Here is a 24109-nt window from a genome sequence, read left to right on the forward strand (position 1 = left end):
CTGTCGTTGATTTATGACGTCGCTAGAAGTTGGCGTCGTTGAGTTGTTCGTTCTCGAGGCCGTCGAGTTGTTGCTGTTCAGGCGTATCGGCGACACTCTCGAGCAGCTCGGTGGGATCGACGTTCATGCTCTTGCCGGCCTCGTTGCCGTTGACCAAGTCGTCCGAGAAGATATCGACTTCCATTTCCTCGGCCTCTTCGATCTGAACCTCGAGCGGCACCTGGGTGCGCACGAGCCTAACGGCCGGGCGCATGCGGGCAAACAGCGGCACGTACTCGATGATGATGGCAGAGTTCTCGAGACCGTACCAGCGCGCCGGGCTTCCGCAAGCGCGGCGGACGGCGTACTTGATGGCCATCACGCGGTGGTCATTGCGGTTGATGTCCGTTTCGGGGGCAAGCATCTTGCGCAGCATGCAAAAACGGAAGTCGCCCACGTTGCCGCGCGTCTCGTAGATGGAGTAGGTGTGGTGCTGCGGCGGCAACTCACCCGAGGCCATCAGGTCGCCAACGATCTGGCGCAGGTAGGCGTTGATGCGCTGATTGACCTTAAAGCCCAGGTCCAAGCGCACGCGGAACAGGAAGTCTGTGCCAAAGGTCTCAACGGAATACTCGTGCGTATAGGGCTCGTCGGTAACGTGTACGTTGATGAACCAATATGCCTTGGCGCGCTTGGGATGCTTGTCCAAGATGGAATAGAGCACGTCGCGGTTGAGCGTGAGCGGGTCGGGGCTATTGGTGAGGAACACCAGATTGTCGGCGAGCACGGGGTAGGTCTCGTCATTGCGCAGGCGGTTGAGCTGGTCGATGTACTTGGAGACGGGCAGCAGAATCGTCTGCGTGCGCTCGATGGCGGCGCCGCGACGCCACACATACATAAGGCCGAACAGCAGTGCGGCCAGGAAGATCATGACGTAGCCGCCGTCAAAGAACATGGTGAGGCACGAAGCGAAGAAGCACAGCTCAATGGCACCAAAGAGCAGGGCAAAGATGCAGGCGCCCAGCTTGTGCTTGAGGATGCCGATGATATAGCTCGTCAAAAGCGTGGTGGTCATGAGCATGGTCACGGTGATGGCGAGGCCATAGGCGCTTTCCATGCGCTCGGAGTTCTGGAACAGCAGCACGATGAAGATGCAGCCGACCCACATGATGTTGTTGACGAGCGGAATATAGAGCTGACCCTTGGTGTCGCTGGGATAGTGGATGCGCAGGTGCGGCATAAGGTTGAGGCGCGTTGCCTCGGATACCAGCGAGAACGAGCCGGTGATGAGCGCCTGCGAGGCGATGATGGCCGCCACGGCCGAAAGCACAATGGCAAAGGGGCGCAGGGGCTCGGGAAGCATCATATAGAACGGGTTAACGATATCCATCGCGAGCATCTGGGGGTTGGAGTTATTGGCGAGTAGCCAAGCTCCCTGACCCAGATAGTTGAGGATAAGGGCCGCCTTAACAAATGGCCAGGATGCATAGATGTTTGCCTTGCCCACGTGGCCCATGTCCGAGTAGAGTGCCTCGGCACCGGTTGTCGACAGGAAGACAAAGCCGAGCACCATAATGCCCGAATGGTTGATGGGCGAGAACAGGAACATAATGCCGCGGATGGGGTTGAGCGCGCGCAAGATGGACAGGTTGCCGAGCATGTTGAACAAGCCGGCGCCCGCCAGGAACAGGAACCACAGCGTCATGAGCGGGCCGAAGAGCTTACCGATCGACGAGGTACCGGCGCGCTGCATGGCAAATAGGCCGCAGATAATGATGATGGTAATAATGATGACGTTAGTCTGGCCGTCACCCAAAAGCGCATGGCCCCATTCGATGGTGTGCAGACCCTCGATGGCTGTGGTGACCGTGACGGCGGGGGTGAGGATGCCGTCGGCAAGCAGTGCCGCACCGCCGATCATGGCGGGCAGAATCAGCCATGGTGCCACCTTGCGTACGAGGCTGAACAGGGCGAAGATGCCGCCTTCGTTGTGGTTGTCGGCCTTCATGGCGATTACCACGTACTTGACCGTGGTCACGAGCGTCATGGTCCAGATGACGAGCGAAAGCGCGCCCAGGATCATGTCCTCGCTGACGGTACCGATGCCGCCGTTGTTGGCGACGATTGATTTCATGGTGTACATGGGGCTCGTGCCGATGTCACCATAGACGACGCCGAGCGTTACGAGCAACATGCCAGCGGAGAGGGGGATGGCGCCATGCCCGCCCTGACTATGCTGGTCTTGGAGGCTTGCCTCCAGCTTGTTGTGTGCCACGTGGACTCCCTTAGACATCCGGTCTCTGCCAAGAGCAGTAGACCTTTATGCCATCTTTATACATATAAGAGCAGTTTGGCACATCGGGGTGTTTTAGACAATAATCCTCATCTGGGGATTATTCATATACGCAGGTAGCATTTCAGAGCAGGGCTATTAAGCACGCGCTGTCTGGGCGATGCCAGCCTTGGCGCTTGCACGTTTGCCGGCGAGTTCGCAAAAAATCGCGCCGCCGATGATAAGCGCGGCACCCATCAGGCGGACCGGTGTTATGGCTTCGCCCAAAAGGACGGCCGAGAACACGACGGCCGAAAGCGGCTCGAGGTAGCCGACGACCGCGACGGTCTGCACGGGCAGTTTGGCGACGGCACTAAAGTAGAGCAGACAACCGAGTCCGGTGTTGACGACGCCGAGCATGACGACGGCGCGCCAATCAATGCTGGCGGCGACACCGGCGGACAAGAATGAGGGAGCGCCCTGCGTGATGAGCGTGAGGACCAGCGCGGTCACAAAAGCGGCGCTCACCTGGAGCGCGGAGTTCTCGAGACCTTCGATGTGCGGCGCACCCTTGCTAGCGATGACCATCAGCGCATAGCAAAATGCCGAGGCGATACCGCAGACGATACCCGCAATGGGCATATTGCCGCCTAGACCTTGTGCTGCAATGAGAAAAGCACCGCAGGCGACGGCGATAAACCCGGCGATTTTGCTGCCGGTCAGTTTTTCACCAAAGATGAGTGGGGAGAGCGCCATGACAATGATGGGGCCACAGTAGTACAGCAGCGAGGATACGCCGACGCCGATCGTCTGGTAGGCGCGGAACAGAAAAATCCAGCTGGCGCCCAGCGCGGCTCCCGAGAGAAGGAGTGCTGCGGCTTCGCGGGGACGAGATGGCGCCTGCAGTTTATGGCGTTGGGTGATGGCAAGGATAGTGACAAGCGAGAGGGCGCCCAAAAACGTGCGCAGTAGCACGATATCGGAGCTCGGCAGTGCGATGGCGGCGGCGATGATGCCGTTGGAGCCAAACAATAGCAATGCTGCTAAGTACGTAAACAGTCCGTTGTTCATGCGCTGACATCCCCTCTATATCCGAACATGTTCACTATGGGTGAACTGGCTTTAGAAGAAAAGCGAATATAATGCATGGAAAACATGACAAAAACTCATGCAAGGGTGGGGACGTGCCGTGGAGACCAATATCCAAAAGATGCAAGTGCTGCTCGAGACGGTGCGTGCCGGCAGCTTTACGCGTGCTGCAGAGCGCCTGAGCTATTCGCAGTCGGGCGTGAGCCGCATGGTGGGCGACCTTGAGGCAGACTGGGGTTTTAAGGTGCTTGATCGCAGCCGCGAGGGCGTGGTGCTTTCTGCCGACGGGCGGCAGGTCATGCCGGCAGTCGAGGCGTTATGCGAAGAGTTTGGCCGCCTGCAGCGACGCGTGGACGAGATGCGAGGGCTCATGCGTGGCAAGATCTGCATCGGTACGTTTTCGAGCGTGGCGACCCACGTGCTGCCGCCGGTGATTGCGCGCTTTCGCGCCGATCACCCGGACGTCGATTATGAGTTGCTGATGGGCGACTATTCAGAGATCGAACAATGGGTGGCAGAGGGCCGCTGCGATCTGGGCTTTATCCCGTATGAGCCTCGAGAAAATGGCATGACATCGCGGTCTTTGGTGCGCGACGAGTTGATGGCGGTAGTGCCGACAGACTCTTTGCTTGCCACGGCGGAGGTCGTCTCTCTTGCCGATTTAGCCAACGAGCAGTTTATTCTGCTAGAACGCGGCACCGATGATGAGATTACGCCGCTGTTCCGTCGGGCGGGGCTGACGGTGTGCTCCAAGCTGTCGACTTGGGATGACTATGCGATTATGGCTATGGTCGAGGACGGCCTGGGCGTGAGCATTCTTCCCGCGCTCATCTTGCGCCGCTGTCAGTTCGATGTTGCCGTGCGCCCACTCGAGGGACATCCTCATCGGCAGATCAACGCCATATATCGAACGGCTGACGTTTCGCTTGCCGCTGCTCGATTCCTTGAATACCTCTAAACGCGTGCATGTTATTGTCCGCTTTGGGCAAATCTCGGAGTCCGGTACATTTTCTTATGAAATTGAACTATCGAATGAGGTGCCGCGTTATACTGCTTGCTAAATTGAACCATGGTTCAATTCGTGTTCTATAAATTGAACTTTGCCAGCAAGGAGGTTCTAGTGGCCCAAGAGACGTTTAGCGATCGCCTGCGACAGGCTATGTCCGATCGCGACGTTCGCCAGTCGGACGTGATCCGCGCATCGGAGATGCTCGGCAAAAAACTCGGCAAGAGTCAGATGAGCCAATATGTGAGCGGCAAGACGATCCCGCGGCGCGATGTGGCTGAGCTGCTCGCCCGTATTTTGGAGGTCGATGTTACCTGGCTGCTTGCCGGCGACGCCGATCAAGGCGAGGCATCATCACCCCGCAACGATTCCAAGCCCGAACCCCATCCCTCAGCTCAAATTGCAAGGAGCACCACCATGCGTACTTTTTCTAAATCCACCAAGCTCGATAACGTCCTGTATGACGTGCGCGGTCCCGTCGTCGACGAGGCCGCCCGTATGGAGGACGAGGGCGAGCGCATCCTCAAGCTCAATATCGGCAACCCGGCGCCCTTCGGTTTCCGCACACCCGATGAGGTCATCAAGGACATGCGCCAGCAGCTGCCCGACTGCGAAGGCTATTCCAACTCGCGTGGCCTGTTCTCCGCGCGCAAGGCGATCATGCAGTATTCGCAGATCAAGGGCCTGCCCAACGTTCAGATGGAGCATATCTACACGGGCAACGGCGTGTCCGAGCTCATTCAGCTTTCGATGAACGCGCTGCTCGACAATGGCGACGAGATTCTGATCCCCAGCCCCGACTATCCGCTCTGGACGGCGTGCGCAACCCTTGCTGGCGGTCATCCCGTACATTATCTGTGCGATGAGCAGGCGGATTGGTATCCCGACCTGGAGGATATGGAGTCCAAGATTACGAGCGCGACCAAAGCCCTCGTCATCATCAACCCCAACAACCCCACGGGTTCTGTCTATCCGCGCGAGGTGCTCGAGGGCATCGTCGAGGTTGCACGTAGGCATCAGCTGATGATCTTTGCCGATGAGATCTACGACCGCCTGTGCATGGACGGCTACGAGCACGTCTCGATTGCCTCGCTCGCCCCCGACCTGCCCTGCGTCACCTTTAGCGGCCTTTCCAAGTCGCACATGATCGCGGGCTATCGTATTGGCTGGATGGTGCTTTCGGGCAACCAGCGCTGCATGAGCGACTTCATCATGGGCGTCAACATGCTCTCGAACATGCGCCTGTGCTCCAACGTGCCGGCTCAGTCGATCGTTCAGACGGCACTCGGTGGCCATCAGTCCGTTAACGACTACATCCGTCCCGGCGGCCGTGTCTACGAGCAGCGCAACTTTGTGTATGAGGCGCTCAACAAGATTGACGGCATCTCGGTGGTTAAGCCGCGTGCAGCGTTCTACATCTTCCCCAAGATGGATGTGAAGAAGTTCAACATCACCGATGACGAGCAATTCGCCCTTGACCTGCTGCACGAGAAGAAGATCCTGATTACGCGCGGCGGCGGCTTCAACTGGGCTGAGCCCGACCACTTCCGTATCGTGTACCTGCCGCGCATGGAAGTACTCAAAGAGTCCCTCGAAGACCTCGCCGATTTCTTCGACCATTACCACCAGAGCTAGTGGGATAGAAGTTCCGCACTATGAAAAGCTCCCTGCAGTTGTTTTGCTGCAGGGAGCTTTCTTGAATCGGCGGAACTAGATCACGATCCCGTTGCAGTGGTCGATTTCGTGCTGGATGATCTCGGCGGTGTAGACCGAGAAGTTTTTGATGCGGTGGACAAAGTTCTCGTCCAAATACTCCACCTTGATGCGGCGATAGCGGGTACAGGGACGCTCACCGGCCAGCGAGAGGCATCCTTCGCTCGTCTGATAGGAATTGACCTGCTCAAGAATTTGAGGGTTGTACATCAGCAGCGCCCTGTTGCCGTCCTTTACGCAGATGATGCGTTTGCGCACGCCAATCATGTTGGCGGCAAGGCCCACGCACTCGTGCTCATGCTCGTGTAGTGTATCTAGGAGGTCCTGCCCGGTCGCGGCGTCATCGGGGCCCGCGTCTTCGGAAGGCAGGCGCAAAAAGAACTCGGATTTCATGATGGGCTTAATCATGGCGGGCTCCTCATGTCTTATGCTTTCGTGGACTTTTAATAATAGCGCGGAAGGAAAGCTGTACGTCCGCGTTACAATCTTTCGACGTTGGACCATGTTGCCAGGCTCGTCGTGTACGGCGTCTGGCGTAAGTCTAGGGCTCATTTTTCGCCCTGGACTGTTCCTCTGGGGCGATGCGACTGTCGTTCCAAGAGGAAGGAAATGCATGGGGAGCAAATCTCAGCAACAAGTTCAAGTAGCGCCATCGGCCACTGCGGCGATTCTCGTCGTAATGTATATTGCAGCCTTTGTTGCCGCGTTTAACGAGAACATCATTAACGTGGCGTTGCACGACATTATGGCAGCCTTTTCGGTGAGTGCCACCACGGCGCAGTGGCTCGTCTCGGGCTACATGATCGTGACGTCGATCTTTACGGCCATCATGGCCTTCCTGTCCGGCCGTTTCTCGACGCGCAAGCTGTTGTTTTTCGCATGCGGATGTATGGTTGCCGGCGAAGTCCTGTGTCTGATCGCTCCGTCGTTTAGCGTTTTGCTGCCAAGTCGTATTTTGCAGGCTGCGGGATCGGGCATCTTGTTTCCGCTCATGATGAACGTGGTGCTGTCTTGCGCCCCGCGCGAGAAGCTCGGTCTGTATCTGAGCCTGGGCGGTGCCTGCATTACGCTAGGGCCGGCGTTTGGACCCGTAATCAGCGGTCTTATGTGCACGTTGTTTGGCTGGAGGGCGGTGTTCGTAGTGCCGCTGGTGGGCGGCATTGTGGTCGCTGCGGCGGGCGTTAAGCTTGTTCAGAATGTCGGAGAGCGTTCGAACACCACGCTTGATATTCTGTCGGTTGTTTTGCTCGCCGCCGACATTACGGCATTTGTGTATTCCGTAGGCGAGTTCTCGACCAATCTGATTGCCGGCATTGTGGCGCTTTTCGCCGCCATTGTGCTGCTCGGCCTGTTTGCGGCCCGTCAGCTCAAACTCGAGCATCCGGTGCTTAACGTGCGTCCCATGGCGAGCGTTCGTTTTTGGCCTGCGTGCCTGCTTGTGGTGGTGTCGATGATGACAACGTTCTCGATGAGTGTTTTGTTGCCGCTCTATTTTGAGGGCGCATACGGCATGACCGCACTTGTTGCGGGCCTGCTCATTTTGCCGGCAATTGCCTGCAACGCCGTGACCTCGATTGTGGGCGGACGCGTGATGGACGCCCGTGGCGCATGGCCGCTGCTGCCGGTCGGCTTTGCCCTGATTGCCGTGGGGCAGACTGCCATCTCGATGACGGCGGCAAGCATGAACATCGGCGTCGTCGTGGCGCTGACCGTTGTGGTGTATGCCGGAGTCGGTTTGGTGCTGAGCCCCTCGCAAACGGCCGGCTTGGAGACGCTACCCGCCGCTGAACATCCTCACGGAACGGCATTGCTTAACACGTGGAATATGATTGCCGCATCGTTTGGCCCGTCGCTGTTTATCGGTCTGCTCTCGAGTTCTGCTGCGACCGCCGGCGCCGCTGGCGCTGCGACAGACGTTGCCCAGGCGATTGGATTTGCAGCTGCCGTGCGTGTAGCGGCTGTAATTGCCGTGGTCGGGTTCGTGGCGTCGCTGGTGTACGCTCGTCGCGAGTCACACATGTCGCATTAATGTGTGCACATAGATTCTGCAGCTAGATTGGATGGCGACACCATAAACTAATGGACGTTTTGCCGAGAGGCATGATTGTTTAAAGCGCAAAGAGTGCGCGACGGGCCCCGCGAATGGGGCGATGATGCCCGAGAGGGCCAAGAAGGAGTCTCATGTCCGAGAACGAAGAGATCATGAACGAGACCGAGAACGAGACCATGGCTGCCGAGGTCGAGGCAGTCGAGACCGTGGAGACCGAAGCTGCCGAGGTTGAGGTTGCTGACGAGGTTTCCGCCGAGGAGGAGGCCGAGGTTGTCGAGGCCGCCGTTGATTACGATGACGAGGAGCTGATGGACAAGATGCAGAAGGCCGCCCGCCTGCTGCGTAGCCGTCGCTTTGCTATTTCCAAGGAGGAGGAGGCCAAGGCCGAGCGCATGGCGAACATCGAGCGCGCCATCAAGCTTCTTGACCTCAAGCCCAAGATGGAGCAGAAGGAAATGTCCGACCTGCTGGGCATGCGCCTCCGTGAGCTTGATGGCCTGATGGCCGAGGCCGAGGCTGCCGATCTGGTCGGCCGCATCGACGACGCCGAGGGCGATATGCGCAAGATCGTCGTCTTCGCCGCCGAGGATGCCGCTGAGGGCCTGGTCGAGCTTGCCAACAAGAAGGAGAAGCTCCTGCCCGAGCTTTCTTACGAGGAGGCCACCGAGCTGATGGCCGCCCTCGATAAGGTTATCGCTCCGCTCGTCGCCATGGGCCTGGACGAGGATCGCGGTCCTCGCGGCGGCCGTGACGACCGTGGTGGCCGTGGCGGCGACCGTGGCGGTCGCGGCGGCTTTGGCGATCGTGGTGGCCGTGGCGGCGACCGTGGCGGTCGCGGTGGCGATCGTGGCGGCCGTGGCGGTTTTGGTGACCGTGGCGGCGACCGTGGCGGTCGCGGCGGCTTTGGCGGCAACCGTGGTGGCTATGGCGATCGCGGTGGCAACCGTGGCGGCTTCGGCGGCAACCGTGGTAACGACCGCGGCTGTCGCGGTGGCGGCCGCAACGGCGGCGGCTTCCGCGGTAACCGTTTTTAGTTACGGCGTTTTACCAAACGCCGTAACGGGCCGACGCTGCGCGGGCCGCATTTGGACAATCTGACGTTCAACTTCAAGGGCGCGACCAGAAGGTCAGCGCCCTCTCGTTTCACGTCACCTTGCCTCAAATGCGACCCGCTCGCTGTCCGTCCTCTACCTGCGGCGCTGTCTTGCTCCGGATGCGGCAGTTAGGGACGTTCCTTTTCTGCCGGCAGTTTGGGACACTCCTTGTAGTCATTGGGGACGTTCTTAAATGACTAGTCGTTGGGGACGTTCTTGTTTGACTAGTCATTCAAGAACGTCCCCAACGACTACATAGCATGAGAGTGGATAATCTCCCAGTTTGGGCTCGCATTCAGGCTCAAAGTGGGAGATTATCCACTCTCGTTTCTGTTCTGCCTACATTTGTAGGAACAGTTCGTGGAGGCGGGTGTCTTCGTCGAGTTCGGGGTGGAAGGTTACGCCGAGCTGGTTGTCTTGGCGGGCGGCGACGATGCGGCCATCGACTTCGGCCAGGGCCTCGGCATCGCCGTGGACCTCGACGATGCGGGGCGCGCGGATAAACGTCAGCGGCACTTCACCGTCGATGCCGGCTAGCTGCCCCTTGGTTCGAAAGCTGCCGAGCTGCCTGCCGTAGGCATTGCGCTCGACAAGTACATCCATGGTTGCCAGGCGCGGCGTGCCCTTATCGTCATGGGCGGCAAGGTCGTGAGCCAGCAGAATCAGGCCGGCGCAGGTGCCCAGGACGGGCATGCCTTCAACAATGCGGGTGCGAAGCTCCTCGAGCATGCCCAACTCATCAAGCAGCTTCCCTTGAACGGTAGACTCGCCGCCGGGAAGTACCAGACGGTCAAAGTCCGGCTTCAAATCAGCCGCCTGCCTCAGCTCAATACAGCGCGCGCCCAGCTCGGATAGTCTTGCCTCGTGCTCGGCAAATGCGCCTTGGACCGCCAGCACGGCGACCGTTTGGTCTGCATAATCGCTCATGTGCGATCCTTTCTGCCGGACTAGCGTCCGCGCTCCTCCATGATGATTTCGATCTCGTCGGCGTTGATGCCCACCATGGCCTCGCCCAGGTCCTCCGAAAGCTCGGCGATGAGCTTGGCATCGGTGAAGTTTGCCACGGCCTTGACGATGGCGGCGGCGCGCTTGGCGGGGTCGCCGCTCTTAAAGATGCCCGAGCCGACAAAGACGCCCTCGGCGCCCAGTTGCATCATCAGCGCGGCGTCGGCAGGGGTCGCTACGCCGCCGGCGGCAAAGTTCACAACGGGAAGCTTGCCCGTGGCATGGACCTCGCGCACCAGCTCGACCGGAACCTGCAGTTGCTTGGCTGCCTCAAAGAGCTCGTCGTCGCGCAGAGCAACAACGTCACGGATCTGCTTTTGGATCTTGCGCATGTGGCGTACAGCCTGGACGACGTCGCCCGTGCCCGGCTCGCCCTTGGTGCGGATCATCGTGGCGCCCTCGGCAACACGGCGCAGCGCCTCGCCCAGATCGCGGGCGCCGCAGACAAACGGCACGTCAAACTGGGTCTTGTCGATGTGATAGACGTCATCGGCAGGGGAGAGAACCTCGGACTCATCGATGTAGTCGATCTCGATGGCCTGAAGGACCTGCGCCTCGACGATGTGACCGATGCGGCACTTGGCCATGACGGGGATGGAGACGGCCTCCTGGATGCCCTTGATCATCTTGGGGTCGCTCATGCGCGAGACGCCGCCTGCGGCACGGATGTCGGCCGGAATGCGCTCGAGTGCCATGACGGCGCAGGCGCCCGCCTCTTCGGCGACGCGTGCCTGCTCGGGCGTGGTGACGTCCATGATGACGCCGCCCTTGAGCATCTGCGCGAGCTCGCGATTGAGTTTGACGCGATCGGCCTTGCTGGTCTGTTCTGGCATGGTTGCTCCCTTGGTTGGCATGTGCATTGCTTGACGGAACATCCTATCTGGGAGCTGGGTATGGCGAAATACTCAGTTTTCGAGATAATAATAAGGTCAGACTAATACCAGATTGAACAGCTCGATAAGATCAGGTGGCAAACTCATGCTTGACTACAATTTGGAAAAACGCGGCGAAGCATCGCTCTATGAGTATGTTTACCAGCAAATTCGAGATGATATCGTAGCTGGACGCATTGTGGCGGGGGAGCATTTGCCGTCTAAGCGCGCCTTTGCCAGTCATCTGGGAATCAGTGTCATTACTATCGAGAATGCATATAGCCAGCTACTTGCCGAGGGCTATATTTGCTCAAAGCCGCGGCGTGGCTACTACGCTTGCAAGCTTCCGGATGCACCGGTTTTGCCTTTGGCTTCGGAGGGCATCGACCGAGATGCCGTCTCTGTGGACCCCAGCGCGCATGATGTCCGCGGGCGGGTCGAGCAATTCGACGCACTTTCTCCTTCCGCTTTGGAGGCGGCGCGGCTTTGGCAAAGCGCACTGCGGGCGACGCTGGCATCCGAAGACGAGCGCGAGATCTTTTCGCCCGCACCGGTACAGGGCACCGTTCGGCTACGATGCGCAATTGCTCATCATCTGCGCGGGACGAGGGGTATGAATGTCGACCCCGACAACATTGTTATCGGTGCGGGCGCCCAGCTGCTCGATACCATGTTGGTTCAGCTGCTTGGCGCGGACAAGGTGTATGCGGTTGAGGATCCGGGCTATTTGCGTCTGACGCGCATCTATCAGGCTATGGGTTGCAAAGTTCGACATATCCTGTTGGATGATGACGGCGTGGACCTGAGCGCTCTGCAGAAAACTGGGACCGATATCCTTCACCTTATGCCGTCGCATCAGTATCCCACCGGTCTTGTGACGAGCATTGCGCGTCGCTATGCGCTGCTGAGCTGGGCCGCCGAACGGCCGGGTCGATATCTCATCGAAGATGATTTTGATTGTGAGTTTCGCCTTGCCGGCAAGCCGATTCCCGCGCTCGCATCGATCGATGCCGCCCAGTCGGTTATTTACACCAACACGTTTTCGAAGAGCCTGTCATCGGCGTTGCGTCTAGCGTACATGGTGTTGCCCGATGAACTAATGGAGCGGTTTAGGCGCAACCTTGGTTTTTACGCCTCGTCGGTGAGCTCTGTTGACCAGGTTGCTTTGGCGCGTTTACTGGAATCGGGTGATTACGAGCGACATGTGAACCGCGTGCGCGTGCGCGCTCGCGAGGCGCGCGATGGCCTGGCGGCGCTTGTGCGGAAGGCGTTTCCGGCAGGGGAAGTCTCGATCGAGCATGCAGACGCGGGTCTTTACTGCACTGTGGTTGCGGAGCGCGGAACGGGCGGAAGCTCTTTTGCGCGGGCTCTCACGCGCTCGGGTATTCCGTTTATCGATATCAGTGACTGTTATTGGTGTGCCGATGGCGCATCTGTCCCTGAAAACTCAACTCAAATTCTTGTCCAGTATGACGACCTGAGTCCGGAAGTGCTTAATACCTTGGAATTGCAGCTAATGGGGGCGCTCTGCAATCTAAGTGAGTAGACTTTTGGCGCTTTGGCGACCGGGTCGTTTTGAAACAAGCTATCTACCTGTGGTTTTGAGAAGCAGGATGACTGGCCTGCGCGGCAAGTTCGAAAAAGTCTACTCACTTGCCGCGTAAAGCTTCTGCATGAGAAAAAAATGGGGTTTTCAACAGGGCTTCGTCCAGCTCTCGACAAGCTTTTGGCCAGTTGGGGAGGGCTGTTGAAAACTTGGCAGTCCGTTCGGCGCCATTTTTGGTGCGTTCGCGCCAATGCGTGACTGACTGGGTTGAAATTCGTGTTCTCCTGTGCCTATGAAGGATCTACTTTGTGACATATCGGCTTTTAGGTACTGGCGTTTGCCTCCTCAAGTCCGCGCTTTGTGTCCGCCGCTTCCACGACCGGAAGAAGACCGGCAGCGATATGATCTCGCCCGCAACCCGACGGCTGCGGTCGCGCTCGGTTTTCCGTTGTATACATTGGTTCGGACGAGAAACAAACGGACTTGTCCTGCCAGCATTAGGCAGCGGCTGTTCCTTGGTGAGCTTCCCAGGGAATCCGTGCTGGAAACGGAGCATGGGTTTTTGATTACGTCTCCTCTACTGACGGCATTCATCATGTTGCGGCATCTGACGGATCTTCAGCTTCTTTTGGTATTGGCGGAGATGTGTGGCTTGTTTGCGGTGTGTGCCCTGCCGGCGGCACTTGAGGCGGAGCTTTCGCGTGCAATTGATTCGGGCGCGATTTCGACAACGTTCGGTTGGGTGCGCTGTCCGTCCGAGGACGGCACCGACTCAAATTTATGGCGTCGAGACGCTTTGGTTTTGGGCGGAGACCTTCACCGTTTTTGTTCAGATGTTTGCGGGATACGTTACGGCAATAGATTTAGGGAGGTGTCGCAACTCGTTCCATTGGGTGCCGCATCGCCTTTTGAGGTCGAGGCGAATTTGTTGCTTGCACTGCCGCGGTCCCTGGGAGGCGAAGGTTTTTGTGGCATAGAGCTTAATGTTGAAGTGATACTAAGCACAAGTGCTCGAGCGATTGTGGGAAAGTCCCGTGTATATATCGACCTACTTCTTTCTTCGCCGGACGGTAGGCGACAGGTGGCCATTGAATGTCAGGGAAAGGCCTCGCACGGACGCGCAGGGGATGGCTTGCGTGACGCTGACCGCATGACGGCCCTTCAGGCCATGGGCTACGATGTGCTTCTCCTTACACACAGACAGATATCGGATGAGGATAGATTCCGCGCGATCGTTAAGGCCGTATGCAGGATGCTCGATGCTGAATATCGTGATAAAAGCTCGGATGAGCAAAGGGCTGAGGCATTACTCCGGTCTGAACTATTCATTGACTGGACAAAATTGGGAGTAATCGACGGAAAGATGCCCGCTAGACACAAAATGGCTCGATCGTGGACGGCTGCGGTTCTAAGTGAGTAGACTTTTGGCACTTTGGCGACCAGGCCGTTTTGCAACAAGTCATTTACCTGCGGCTTTATAAAGCAATATGGGTGGTGTGCTCGGCAAGTTCCAAAAAGTCTACTCACTTAGTTTTTGACGAGAAGCCGATGCCGAAGGCGGTCCTATTTCAGGGCGTTAACAAGTTCGTGAGGCACGAAAAAGGCCCGAACCAATACGGTCCGGGCCTCATCGAGCTTGAGGTTATGTCTCAGGCGGTTGGCTTAGCCAAAGTAGCGCTTGAGCAGGCCGGCGAAAGCCTTGCCGTGGCGGGCCTCGTCGCGAGCCATCTCGTGCACGGTGTCGTGGATGGCATCGAGGCCGGCGGCCTTGGCACGCTTGGCAAGATCGGTCTTGCCGGCGGTGGCGCCGTTCTCGGCCTCAACGCGCATCTCGAGGTTCTTCTTGGTGGAGTCGGTCACGACCTCGCCCAGGAGCTCGGCGAACTTGGCGGCATGCTCGGCCTCCTCGTGGGCAGCCTTTTCCCAGTACAGGCCGATCTCGGGATAGCCCTCGCGATGAGCGACGCGAGCCATGGCCAGGTACATACCGACCTCAGAGCACTCGCCCTCAAAGTTGGCGCGCAGGTCGGCAACGATGTCCTCAGAGACACCCTCCATCTTGGCGACGCCCACGACGTGCTCGGCGGCCCACTCGAGCTGGCCCTCCTCCTGCTTCAGGAAACGAGAACCGGGAACGCCGCACTGGGGGCACTTAAAATCCTCGGGCAGCTGGTCGCCGTCGAACTCTTCCACATAACCGCAAACGGGGCAAACAAACTTCATGATTCGATCCTTTCGATCGATGGCGATTGCGCGCTCGTCCGGTCCCGTAAGGGCCCTCTCCGGACGTGCGTCTTGACGAGTTCTATTATCCATAAATGCAACCAAATGTGAAGCCTATTAGGAATGATTTTTAATAAAACAATTTTGAGATATGAAGATGTTGATTGATTAACGATTGGCAGGCCGTCTTTGACCGCCGCTGAGTACAATCGGGCGAGCAAATGTTGACCTATCAACAAATGAAGGAGTTTCCTTTATGCATCTAGCCCGTCGTGCCTGGTGCCGAACATATCAGACGGTTTTTCGCATTGCATTGCCGATCCTGCCCTATACCGAGCCGCGCATTTTAGAGCATGCCGAGGATGTGCCCGCGGTGCTTCAAAAGCGCTCGATCCAGAAGGTCCTTATCGTGACGGATCCCGGCATTACCCGTCTGGGGCTCACGGCACCGCTCGAGACGGCGCTCGCATCCAGGGGGATTGGCATTACGGTCTATGCCGAAACGCGTGCAAACCCCACGGTTTCAAACGTGGAAGAAGCGGCGTCCCTGTATCGAGAGAGCGCCTGCCAGGCCATTATCGGCTTTGGCGGTGGCTCGGCCATGGACTGTGCCAAGGGCGTGGGCGCACGCATTGCGCAGCCAAACAAGCCCATCAACAAGATGCGCGGCCTGCTGCGGATTCATCGTCGCCTGCCGCTGCTCATCGCCGTTCCCACTACCGCCGGTACGGGAAGCGAAGTCACGCTTGCGGCGGTAATTACCGATGACGGGACGCACTACAAATACCCCATTAACGACTTTGTGCTCATCCCGCGTTTTGCAGTCCACGACCCCGAGTTTACGTGCGGCTTGCCCGCTTCCATTACGGGGCAGACGGGCATGGACGCCCTGACGCATGCCGTTGAGGCCTTTATCGGGCGAAGCACCACGCCCTATACGCGCAAGATGGCGCGACAGGCGGTGCAGCTTATCCACGACAATTTGCTCGAGGCCTATGAGCATGGTGACGACATGCGCGCTCGTCGCAATATGCTTTCGGCGGCGTATAAGGCGGGCGTTGCGTTTACCCGCTCCTATGTCGGATATGTGCATGCCATCGCGCACAGTCTGGGCGGCCGATACGGAATTCCGCACGGTTTGGCCAACGCGATCATCCTGCCGCACATGCTTCGCGCTTATGGTGACGCCGCCGCCCCCAAGCTTGCCGATCTTGCTCGCATGGCGGGCATTGCGCCGGCTACCGCGCAGGATAGTCTTGCGGCCGAGGCCTTTATCGATTGGGTCGACCGCATGAACGAGATCCTGGGAATCCCCAAATATGTCTCGGGCATTCGCCGCTCCGACATTCCCGAGATGGCGGCGCATGCCGATGCCGAGGCCAATCCGCTGTACCCCGTTCCGCTTTTGATGGACCGCTTGGAGCTCGAGCGTATGTACGAGGTCGTCGCGGGTGATATGTTTGAGGACGAGAACTAGGAGGGTGCCATGAACACCGAGGAAATTGCGCGCATCGTCGGCGATCAGCGCACTTACTTTAAAACGCACGCTACGTTTGATGTTGATGCCCGACGTCGCGCGCTCGTGAGTTTACGCGATGCGGTACGGGCGCACGAGGCCGATATTGCCCATGCACTCAAGACCGATTTGGGAAAGTCGCATGACGAGGCATATATGTGCGAGATCGGCACGTCGCTTTCCGAGATTCGTCATCAGATCGCTCACGTGGCTCGATGGAGTCGTCCGCGCCTGCGTCCGTGTGACCTTGCCAACGCCGTGAGTGTGTGCAAAACGCAAGCCGTGCCCTATGGCGTCACGCTCATCATGGCTCCGTGGAACTACCCGTTTTTGCTAACACTCGAGCCGCTCGCCGGCGCCCTTGCCGCGGGCAATACCGTGGTCATCAAGCCGAGTGCCTATGCTCCGGCATCGAGTGCGGTGCTCAAGCAAATCTGTGAAGAGGCATTTGATCCGTGCCTGGTGACGGTTGTCGAGGGCGGGCGCGCCGAAAACGAAGCGCTGCTCGATGAGTGCTGGGACAAGATCTTCTTTACCGGTAGCGTTTCGGTCGGCAAGCTCGTTATGGAGCGCGCGAGTAAAAACCTCACGCCCGTGACGCTTGAGCTGGGCGGCAAGAGCCCCTGCATCGTGGATGCGACGGCAAACTTGAAGGTCGCGGCACGGCGTATCGCCTTTGGCAAATGGCTCAACGTGGGGCAGACCTGCGTGGCGCCCGACTACCTGCTGGTCGATACGCGCGTGCACGACGAGCTGCTGGGCCTCATCAAGGAAGAGGTCCGCCGTATGTTTGGTGAGCATCCGCTCGATAACGAGGATTACGGGCATATCGTCAACGCCAAGCATTTTGCGCGCGTGCGCGGGCTGATCGATCCCGATAAGGTCGTGCTTGGAGGCACCGCGCGGGAGACTTCGCTGAAGATCGAGCCGACAATTTTGGACGTCGTGACCCCCGATGACGCCGTGATGCAGGAGGAGATCTTCGGTCCCATCTTGCCGGTGCTGACGTTTGAGAGCCTAGACGAGGCCGAAGCGTTTATTACGGATCGTCCGACGCCGCTGGCCCTGTATATCTTTAGTCAGGATCGCGCAGTTCAGCAGCGCTTCGTGCGTTACGTGCCCTTTGGCGGTGGCTGTGTCAACGACACGATCATGCACTTGGCTACGAGCCATATGGGCTTTGGCGGCATGGGCGCGAGCGGTATGGGGCAGTACCATGGACGCGAGAGCTTCGATACGTTTAGCCACAAGAAGAGTATCGTGAACAAGGCAACTTGGCTGGACGTGCCGTTTCGGTATGCGCCCTACGCAAGCTGGAAGCACAAGTTCGTGCGCATGTTTGTGCATTAGAAAAGGGCGCAGGTAATACGAACAAGTGTTCCTATTACCTGCATTTTGCGTTAGACTACTGTTATGGAGCACGGATGGGCCAACTCCCTTTAGAAGGGATTTGGTATGAACGTAAGCGATGTTATTTCGTTATTGGCGTTGTTGATTGCGGCTATCGAACTCGGTCTGTTTATCGGCCGAATGAAATAGCCGCCCCCGCGTAAGCGAAGACGGCCACTTCTCACGATGAAAACGTGTATCGGAGTTGGCAAGACCCGCGGCAACGGGTGCCATCCGTGTTCCTATCTTATCTGCAAGCGTTCTGTCGCGCAAGCGTTGAGGCAAACGATTGAAGGACGCAGGCAGGATGTATTTGTGTCCGCACGGGACCGTAGACTTCTCAATAAGGTTACACACCGGTTTATCCGGCTGTTAGAGGAGCTGCTATGTACGAGCCTTCACGTGTTCTTCTGTCATTTCACATTGCAGGATTTCAGTATGCCGATGGCGCCTTGGTCCTGGGCGATCTTAAAGCGGGCGATAAGCTGACGCTGTGTGCCGAGCGCGATAATCCCCATGACCCTGAGGCGGTTGCGATCTATTACGGCAACACCAAGCTTGGCTATGTTCCGGGAAACGAGGTCGGCCCGCTGTCCTTGATGATGTATTACGGCCACGAGGACGTATTTGAGGCCCGCGTGCAACAGGTTGCTCCCGAGCGCAGCCCGTGGCATCAGGTGCGCGTTGGGCTCTATGTGGTGGATGCTCGCTAATCGGTATGGGAGACTGCCATGTTTGATGACGATGACCTGTTCGATCTGACAGACGATCCGTTTGGGTGGGATATGCTACTCGATGACGATGAGTTGGAGCAGGGCCGTAGGAAACGGCAGGACAAGAAAACTCAGGGTGACGCTTCGAAAAAGCAAGACAAGCGCCGCCACGGACTGTTCGGCGGGCTCTTTGGCTAACCGACGCGCCAGAGCGTCTGTATACTAGGCACGTGTTAGACGCGTTGCGAAATGAGGACACAGACGATGATGTGGTTTACCGCCGACCTGCACCTGGGCGATACGAATATCTTGCACGACATGGATCGGCCGTTTGATTCGGTCGAGGAGATGAACCGCAAGGTCATCGATGCCATCAATGAGTGCGTGGCTGCGGACGACCGCCTCTATATTCTGGGTGACTTTACCTATCGTTTGCCCCTGGCGGAGGCGGTGCGCCTGCGCGAGCGTATCGAATGCCAGAACGTGACGCTCATCCGCGGTAACCATGACGGCGACTGGGAAGATCCCGACACCCCGCAGATTTGGGAAGACGTGCGCGATTACCTGGAGATTGCTCCCGGCTATGCCAAGGGCCATCGTCTGGTGATGAGCCATTACCCCATGCTCAGCTGGAATGGTAAGGCGCGTGGCGCCATCATGCTACACGGGCATATCCACAGCAGAGGAGACCGCACCAACGTGCGCAACCGCGACCGCGAACGCCCTATCTTTCGTTACGATGTCGGTCTCGATGCCAACAAGTACAAGCCCGTAAGTCGGGATCAAATCCTGGGCTTCTTTGGACTGTAATGCTCGAACCACCACACAAACCACCACAAAGGGGACAGGCACCTTTGTGGTGGTTCTGGCGCCGTTGCCATTATGGCGGCGGCGCCTTTTTTGTCCGCGCGGCGCGGTAGAGTGTAGCCGGTTGATATTTGCGTCCATCGAGGAGCTGCTATGAACGAGATCAAGTGCCCGCATTGCGGCGAAGTTTTTAAGGTCGATGCATCCGGCTATGCGGATATCGTCAAGCAGGTGCGCGATGCCGAGTTCTCGCGCGACCTGGATGAGCGTGTGAAGGCAGTCCAGCGTGAGGGTGAGCAGGCGCTGGAGCTTGAGCGCTCGCGTTCGACGGCTGCCTTGCAACAGGCAGAGTCTCAGCGCAATGCTCAGCTTGTCGAGCAGAAGAACACTGCGGATCAGAAACTGGCGCAAGAGGTTGCCAAGCGCGATGCTGAGCTTGCCGAGCTGCGCGCTAAGCTCGAGGGCGCTGCCGCAGAGCGCGAGAGTGCAAGCCAGCGCGCGGCGGTTGAGGCACGAGCCAATGCTCAAAAAGAGAATGCCGAACTCCAGCGTGAGATTGATAGCCTGCGTGCGCAGCTTGGGCGCAAAGATGACGAAGCAAAGCTTGCCGAGTCGGCGGCGCGCAACGCTGCTCAAAACGATTTAGCTGCACGCGACGCTCAGATTGCCGAGCTGCAGGCCAGGCTTGCCGCGGCGGACAAGGCCCAGGAGATGGCGCTTGCCGCTGCCGCGGCAGAGTCGCAGCGTGAGCTCGATGCCGCTCGCAGCGAGGCCGAGCGCGCGCTTGCTGACTATCGCGCGAAGGTGCAAGAGAAGTTTTCCGCCGCAAAGGCTCAGTCCGAGCAAGAGGCCGAGGGCCTGCGTGCCCAGCTGCGCGAGCAGGAGCTGACGGCCAAAATGAACCTATCGGAGGCGGTCGCCGCGGCGGAGCGAGAGCGCGATGAGGCACGTGCCAAGCTGACGAGTGAGCTGGCGGTGCGCGATTCGCGTGAGGAACAGGCCAAGGCAGCCCACGAGCTTGAGCTCGCGCAGGCCAAGCGCGTGAGCGACGAGTTGATCCGCTACAAGGACGAAGAGATTGAGCGCCTTAAGGAAATGAAGATCCGCCTGTCCACCAAGATGGTGGGCGAGTCGCTCGAGCAGCACTGCGAGACCGAGTTTAACCGCCTACGCATGACGGCGTTTCCTAACGCGTACTTTGAGAAAGATAACGATGCGTCCGAGGGCACCAAGGGCGACTTTATCTTCCGCGAGTGCGACGCGAGCGGCAACGAGGTCATTTCGATTATGTTCGAGATGAAAAACGAGAACGACGAGACTGCGACCAAGCACAAGAACGAGGACTTCTTTAAGAAGCTCGACCACGATCGTCGCCAGAAGGGCTGTGAGTATGCAGTGCTCTGCACGCTGCTCGAGCCCGAGAGCGAGCTTTACAATGCCGGCATCGTGGACGTGAGCTATCGCTACGAGAAGATGTACGTGATCCGTCCGCAGTTCTTTATTCCCATGATCACGCTTCTTCGCAACGCCGCCATGGGTTCGCTTCGCTATAAGCAGGAGCTGGCGGAGTACAAACAGCAGAATATCGACGTTACGAACTTCGAAGCCAAGATGGAAAAGTTCAAGAATGATTTCGGTCGCAACTACGAGATCGCGAGCCGCAAGTTTCAAACGGCGATCGATGAGATCGACAAGACGATTAGCCATTTGCAGAAAACCAAGGAGGCGTTGCTGTCCTCCGAGAACAATCTGCGCCTGGCCAACAAGAAGGCCGACGATCTTACCATTCGCAAGCTCACCTGGGGTAACAAGACCATGAAGGCGGCGTTTGACGAGGCGCGCGGGGCTGCGACGGAGACAAACGATGAGCCCGCCGAGGCGGATTCATATGAGGTCGAGGATGCCGAGTAAGGCATAGCATATAGTGCAAAAGTGGGGCCGCTGGCGATGTTGCCAGCGGCCCCACTTCATTTCGTTCCAGTATGTACGGCTAGTCCTCGAGCAGGTCCTCGATAAAGCCGACGCGGTAGTTTTTGAAGATGACCTCGCCGCCGTCTTGCGTGGCGTCCAGATCGACATCGCCCATGATGCCAAAATCGTGGTCGCCATCCTCGTCGGCAAAGATCTGGTGCACGTGCCATACGTGCGCGGTCTTCTCGTCGGACTCGTCGATGGAAAACATCGCGGCGCTGCGGGCATCTCCGTCGGTGAGGATTTCCTCGTGCTGCTCGTGGTAAGCGTCGAGTGCTTTTTGCCAGCGGATCTCGCTCATGCCCCAGTCGTCGTCGAGCTCGCCCAAGTCGCGAATGTGCTCGCGGGCGGCAAGGGTCACGCGGCGGAAGAGCGCGTTGCGCACCAACAGCGTGCAGCCGCGACGGTCCGCCACGACCTCGTCGATGCCCTGCGGCGGCGCGGCGTCGAGGGCTGCTGGGTTGCCGGCATTCTCCCACTCGTCCACCAGGCTCGAGTCTACCGAGCGCACCACAAAGCCCAGCCACGAGATAATGTCGCGTAGGCGCTCGTCACGCTTCTCGATGGGCACGGTGCGGTCGAGCGAGCGGTAGGCCTCTGCCAGGTAGCGCAGCAAAATGCCCTCGGAGCGGGCGATGCCGAGCTTTTGAATGTAACCCTTAAAATCGCTCGCGCTCTCCAACATATCGCGCAGGACGCTCTTGGGCGAGAGCTGATAGTCGTTGGCCCAGGGTACTTCCTGGCAGTACTTGTCGAAGGCGGCATCGAGCAAGTCCTCGAGCGGCTTTTCGTAGGTGACATCCTGGATGCGCTCCAGGCGTTCCTCATAATCGACGCCGTCAGCCTTCATTTCGGCCATCGCGTGGTCGCGCGCGGCGCGCTCCTGTGCGCGCAATACCTGCTTGGGGTCCTCGAGCGTTGCCTCGACCATCGAGATCAGATCCATGGTATAGGTCTCACTCTCGGGGTCGAGCAGCTCCAGCGCGGCAAGCAAAAACGGCGAGAGCGGCTGGTCGAGCGCAAAGTCCTCGGGCAGATCGACCGTCAGCGCATAGTCGATGTCTGGTGCGGCGTCAGCCGGAGCGTCAGGCGCGGGCGGCACCTCGGTGCGAACGACGACGCCGGAATCGATGAGCGTGGCGAAGATTTCGTCGGCACGAACCTCGAGCTTTGCCTTTTCCTCGGGAGTCTGCAGACTCGTCTCGATGAGGTCGTGTACGCGGACTCGGGCATCGCCGCCCTGCTCGACCACGCTAATCACCATGGAGTGCGTGATACGCAGGCGTGGCTTGAGTGTCTCGGGCTGCGTCTCGATCAGGCGCTCAAAGGTCTGCTTGTTCCATGTGACAAAGCCCTCGGGGGCCTTTTTCTTTTTAATTTTACGGAGCTTCTTGGGGTCGTCGCCCGCCTTGGCCATGAGCTTTGCGTTCTCGATCTCGTGCTCCGGGGCCTCGGCGATCACCATGCCCTCGGTGTCAAAGCCCGAGCGCCCGGCGCGACCAGCGATCTGATGGAACTCACGGGCGCGCAGGCGACGCATCTTGTAGCCATCGAACTTGGTGAGCGCGGTGAGCACCACGGTATGGATGGGTACGTTGATGCCAACGCCGAGCGTGTCGGTGCCGCAAATGACGGGCAGTAGGCCCTGCTGCGCCAAGCGCTCGACCAGCAGACGATAGCGCGGCAGCATACCGGCGTGGTGCACGCCGACGCCACAGCCGAGCAAGCGCTTGAGGATCTTGCCGAAAGCCGTGGAGAAGCTCGTGCCTTTGGCGGCTTCCTTGATGGCTTCGCGCTGCTCTTTGCTGGCGATGCCGAAATTGGCAAGCGACTGCGCCGTCGCAAGGGCGGCGTCCTGGCTAAAGTGCACGATATAGAGCGGGGCCTCTCCACGGCGCATGGCGAGCTCGACCGTGCCCTCGAGCGAGGTCGTCACGTAGTCGTAGCTCAGCGGCACGGGGCGCGGGGCATCGACGACCAAGTCGCAGGTAGCACCGGTGTGCTCTTCGAGAGAGGCGGCGATTGCAGTGACATCGCCAAGTGTGGCGCTCATGAGCATAAACTGCGTGTGGGGCAGGGTGAGCAGCGGCACCTGCCAGGCCCAGCCGCGGTCGGGGTCGGCAAAGTAGTGGAACTCGTCCATGGCCACGCAGCCCACATCGGCATCCTCGCCCTCGCGCAGCGCATCGTTGGCAAGGATTTCGGCCGTGCAGCAGATGACGGGAGCCTTGGTGTTGATATGCGTGTCGCCGGTGATCATGCCAACGTTATCGCGGCCGAGTACCTGTACCAGATCGAAGAACTTTTCGCTGACCAGAGCCTTGATAGGAGCCGTGTAGTAGCAGCGCTTGCCCTGTGCCATGCCCATAAAGAGCATGCCCAGCGCGACAAGCGACTTGCCCGATCCGGTCGGTGTTCCCAAAATGACATGGTCACCGGCGGCTAGATCCATGAGGGCCTCTTCCTGGTGGTCCCACAGCTCAATACCGCGATCGCTCGTCCATTCAAAGAAGCGCTCGAAGGCCTGATCGGGCGTGAGCCACGGTTCGGGCTCGCTGCCGTCCTCGGGCTCCCACCAGGTGGGGGAGAGCGCGCCGAGCGAGCCGAATTCGGCTTCGGTTCCCGTGCCGCCCGAGAATGAGCTGGCGGCGCCGGCGCCGGAGACGGTGCTGGCGGCGGTATCTGTCGTGGTCTGTGCCATGTGGTTGCTTTCTCTCGCGATTGTCCGCCAACTATTATGGCGTAGCGGCGCATCGATGCGTTTGCAGGCAAGAAAATGCAGGAAATGGGCGTTCTGCCCGGCCGTTTGGTGCAGTTGCCAGCTAAGTGAGTAGACTTTTTGCGATGTCGCGAGCACATGGATT

Annotated in this window: 19 protein-coding genes; 12 read left to right on the forward strand and 7 right to left on the reverse strand. The window is 58.7% G+C overall.

Annotated elements, in window-relative coordinates; all coding sequences use genetic code 11:
• Positions 1-22: 22 nt before the first annotated feature.
• Both AAAX35_RS02460 and AAAX35_RS02465 read right to left on the reverse strand, forming a co-directional pair.
• Positions 23-2272, reverse strand: coding sequence for a KUP/HAK/KT family potassium transporter (locus AAAX35_RS02460; RefSeq protein ID WP_349116631.1), 2250 nt, complete (start codon positions 2270-2272; stop codon positions 23-25).
• Positions 2273-2410: 138 nt separating this feature from the next.
• Positions 2411-3322, reverse strand: a complete 912-nt coding sequence (locus tag AAAX35_RS02465; RefSeq protein ID WP_349116632.1) for a DMT family transporter — start codon at positions 3320-3322, stop codon at positions 2411-2413.
• A gap of 118 nt (positions 3323-3440) precedes the next feature.
• Here AAAX35_RS02465 and AAAX35_RS02470 point away from each other — a divergent pair, with 118 nt between their 5' ends.
• The gene (locus tag AAAX35_RS02470; protein WP_349116633.1) at positions 3441-4298 is read left to right on the forward strand and encodes a LysR family transcriptional regulator; all 858 of its coding nucleotides are present in this window, start codon (positions 3441-3443) and stop codon (positions 4296-4298) included.
• A 201-nt stretch (positions 4299-4499) separates the two neighbouring features.
• Positions 4500-5981: an aminotransferase class I/II-fold pyridoxal phosphate-dependent enzyme gene (locus AAAX35_RS02475; protein ID WP_349116672.1), complete on the forward strand. Its 1482-nt coding sequence runs from the start codon at positions 4500-4502 to the stop codon at positions 5979-5981.
• A 75-nt stretch (positions 5982-6056) separates the two neighbouring features.
• On the opposite strand, the gene AAAX35_RS02480 is transcribed toward AAAX35_RS02475, so the two are convergent.
• A complete protein-coding gene (locus AAAX35_RS02480; protein ID WP_349116635.1) occupies positions 6057-6467 on the reverse strand; it encodes a peptide deformylase in 411 nt (136 codons plus the stop codon).
• Positions 6468-6672: 205 nt separating this feature from the next.
• Between AAAX35_RS02480 and AAAX35_RS02485 the strand changes: the two genes are divergently transcribed.
• Both AAAX35_RS02485 and AAAX35_RS02490 read left to right on the forward strand, forming a co-directional pair.
• On the forward strand, positions 6673-8088 hold the full coding sequence (locus tag AAAX35_RS02485) for an MFS transporter (protein ID WP_349116636.1): 1416 nt from the start codon (positions 6673-6675) through the stop codon (positions 8086-8088).
• 152 nt (positions 8089-8240) lie between these two features.
• Positions 8241-9143, forward strand: coding sequence for a hypothetical protein (locus AAAX35_RS02490; protein ID WP_349116637.1), 903 nt, complete (start codon positions 8241-8243; stop codon positions 9141-9143).
• A gap of 399 nt (positions 9144-9542) precedes the next feature.
• Here AAAX35_RS02490 and pdxT read toward each other — a convergent pair whose 3' ends face one another.
• Both pdxT and pdxS read right to left on the reverse strand, forming a co-directional pair.
• A complete protein-coding gene (gene pdxT / locus AAAX35_RS02495) occupies positions 9543-10130 on the reverse strand; it encodes a pyridoxal 5'-phosphate synthase glutaminase subunit PdxT (RefSeq protein WP_349116638.1) in 588 nt (195 codons plus the stop codon).
• Between the two features lie 20 nt (positions 10131-10150).
• A complete protein-coding gene (pdxS, locus tag AAAX35_RS02500; protein ID WP_161115323.1) occupies positions 10151-11041 on the reverse strand; it encodes a pyridoxal 5'-phosphate synthase lyase subunit PdxS in 891 nt (296 codons plus the stop codon).
• A gap of 145 nt (positions 11042-11186) precedes the next feature.
• On the opposite strand from pdxS, the gene AAAX35_RS02505 reads away from it, so the two are divergent.
• Positions 11187-12626: a PLP-dependent aminotransferase family protein gene (locus AAAX35_RS02505; RefSeq protein ID WP_349116639.1), complete on the forward strand. Its 1440-nt coding sequence runs from the start codon at positions 11187-11189 to the stop codon at positions 12624-12626.
• A gap of 538 nt (positions 12627-13164) precedes the next feature.
• A complete protein-coding gene (locus tag AAAX35_RS02510) occupies positions 13165-14046 on the forward strand; it encodes a hypothetical protein (protein WP_349116640.1) in 882 nt (293 codons plus the stop codon).
• 242 nt (positions 14047-14288) lie between these two features.
• Here the strand turns inward: AAAX35_RS02510 and AAAX35_RS02515 are convergent, their stop codons facing one another.
• Positions 14289-14852 (reverse strand): ferritin family protein, encoded by a 564-nt coding sequence (locus tag AAAX35_RS02515; protein ID WP_070097113.1) that lies wholly within the window; start codon positions 14850-14852, stop codon positions 14289-14291.
• A 253-nt stretch (positions 14853-15105) separates the two neighbouring features.
• Between AAAX35_RS02515 and AAAX35_RS02520 the strand changes: the two genes are divergently transcribed.
• From AAAX35_RS02520 to AAAX35_RS02545, 6 genes are all read left to right on the forward strand, one after another.
• Positions 15106-16326 (forward strand): iron-containing alcohol dehydrogenase, encoded by a 1221-nt coding sequence (locus AAAX35_RS02520; RefSeq protein WP_349116641.1) that lies wholly within the window; start codon positions 15106-15108, stop codon positions 16324-16326.
• Between the two features lie 9 nt (positions 16327-16335).
• Positions 16336-17715 (forward strand): aldehyde dehydrogenase, encoded by a 1380-nt coding sequence (locus AAAX35_RS02525; RefSeq protein ID WP_349116642.1) that lies wholly within the window; start codon positions 16336-16338, stop codon positions 17713-17715.
• A 425-nt stretch (positions 17716-18140) separates the two neighbouring features.
• Positions 18141-18467, forward strand: coding sequence for an HIRAN domain-containing protein (locus AAAX35_RS02530; RefSeq protein ID WP_117655201.1), 327 nt, complete (start codon positions 18141-18143; stop codon positions 18465-18467).
• Between the two features lie 18 nt (positions 18468-18485).
• Positions 18486-18665: a hypothetical protein gene (locus AAAX35_RS02535; protein ID WP_349116643.1), complete on the forward strand. Its 180-nt coding sequence runs from the start codon at positions 18486-18488 to the stop codon at positions 18663-18665.
• Positions 18666-18716: 51 nt separating this feature from the next.
• Positions 18717-19277 carry a metallophosphoesterase gene (locus AAAX35_RS02540; protein WP_349116644.1) on the forward strand — a complete coding sequence of 187 codons (561 nt, stop codon included), beginning with the start codon at positions 18717-18719 and terminating at the stop codon, positions 19275-19277.
• Between the two features lie 150 nt (positions 19278-19427).
• The gene (locus AAAX35_RS02545) at positions 19428-21185 is read left to right on the forward strand and encodes a DUF2130 domain-containing protein (RefSeq protein ID WP_349116645.1); all 1758 of its coding nucleotides are present in this window, start codon (positions 19428-19430) and stop codon (positions 21183-21185) included.
• A 79-nt stretch (positions 21186-21264) separates the two neighbouring features.
• Here the strand turns inward: AAAX35_RS02545 and AAAX35_RS02550 are convergent, their stop codons facing one another.
• Positions 21265-23946 (reverse strand): DUF3516 domain-containing protein, encoded by a 2682-nt coding sequence (locus tag AAAX35_RS02550; protein WP_349116646.1) that lies wholly within the window; start codon positions 23944-23946, stop codon positions 21265-21267.
• Positions 23947-24109 lie beyond the last annotated feature (163 nt).

Source organism: Collinsella sp. CLA-ER-H11, from assembly GCF_040092445.1.
Taxonomy (GTDB): domain Bacteria; phylum Actinomycetota; class Coriobacteriia; order Coriobacteriales; family Coriobacteriaceae; genus Collinsella.